Origin of the sequence: thiotrophic endosymbiont of Bathymodiolus puteoserpentis (Logatchev), assembly GCF_900127505.1 — a bacterium.
GTDB lineage: Bacteria > Pseudomonadota > Gammaproteobacteria > PS1 > Pseudothioglobaceae > Thiodubiliella.
The window spans coordinates 156,311-157,513 of sequence record NZ_UEXF01000073.1; the positions used below are offsets into that span (position 1 = coordinate 156,311).

At 37.3% G+C, this 1,203-nt stretch carries 3 protein-coding genes; 2 read left to right on the forward strand and 1 reads right to left on the reverse strand.

The features are described from left to right. A partial coding sequence (locus tag BHECKSOX2_RS09550) for a hypothetical protein (protein WP_180323748.1) occupies positions 1 to 350 on the reverse strand: 350 nt, incomplete at its 3' end. 283 nt (positions 351 to 633) lie between these two features. Between BHECKSOX2_RS09550 and BHECKSOX2_RS09555 the strand changes: the two genes are divergently transcribed. Both BHECKSOX2_RS09555 and BHECKSOX2_RS09560 read left to right on the forward strand, forming a co-directional pair. Further along, entirely contained in the window at positions 634 to 741 is a 108-nt protein-coding gene (locus BHECKSOX2_RS09555) for a helix-turn-helix domain-containing protein (RefSeq protein ID WP_218973236.1), read from the forward strand. Between the two features lie 100 nt (positions 742 to 841). Then, positions 842 to 1,203 (forward strand): helix-turn-helix domain-containing protein (locus BHECKSOX2_RS09560; RefSeq protein ID WP_218973237.1); only part of this gene is annotated, 362 nt, incomplete at its 3' end.

Here is a 1,203-nt window from a genome sequence, read left to right on the forward strand (position 1 = left end):
ATGGCTTGGTTTTTAATGTCTGTGGCAACCTTCTTGCCCAGTTGGTTGGTATTGCCTGAGTTGGTAGAACCTAGGGCGGCGCGAGTTGTGCCTGCGACTTCTTTGAGTAAAGTGGTGGCTTGGTTGTCTTTCTTGGTGGTATTGCTCTGCTTGTGTGTGTAAGGCTTACTGAGGTCTAGGTAGGCTTCTTTGTTTAGCTCTTCTTTGTTAGGTTGCTCAGAGTTATCAGCAGCAAAAGCATTAAAAGACAATGTGATTAACAGGCTAAGCGCAAGAAAGTGCTTGAATTTACTAAGGCCACTAAGTGTTGAGGCTGGCGTTAATTGGGATTTTGTTGTGTTTATTGTCATGGTAAATTAAGTTTATGTAATAAGAATTACGAGCATTTTACCATTGTTCTTTATTTTTTGTACAATTTTTTTTGACTATTTTGAATATCCCTAAAAATTCTGATGAAATTTTTTGAAACCTAAAAAAATGCACGGTATTTGAATGCCAAGTTAATACGCGCTAGCAAAGACTTTTATAATGCTTATGGACATTGCTTAGATTCACATCATAAGTGCAACACTCAATTAGTCGGCCAAAGGGTATATTAACCACCCTTAATCCGACAAGAAAAAGGAGTGAAACATGCAAAAATATACACAATTGACCTACGAACAAAGATACCATATTTACCTGCTAAATAAACAAGGATACAACCAAATCTTTATTGCCAAGAGACCTTTGCATAAATAGNACTGGGCTTATTTTTTGTAAAATACCTAAGGTTTTTTGTGGTGCTGGATAAAAAGCAGTTTTGTTGATTTAGATGGTTGGAAAAATGGGGGGGTTTGGTTTGTTTGGAGTGGTTTTTAAGGAGCGACTAAATAAACAAGGATACAACCAAACCTTTATTGCCAAATCAATGGGTAGAAACAAATCAACTATTTCTAGAGAATTATCTCGCAATACTGGCAAAAGAGGTTATCGCCATAAGCAAGCCAACAGGCTTGCTGACGAACGACATCAAAAAAATAAAGCCATCAAACTCACAGATTGTGTTAAAAATTACATTAGTGAAAAGCTAAAAGAATATTGGAGTCCTGAACAAATCATGGGACGCTTGGAATTAGACAAAAAGATTAAAATTAGCACTGAAACCGCCTACCGCTTTGTCTTGCAAGACAAAGCGGTAGGCGGAGCGCTTTACAAATACCT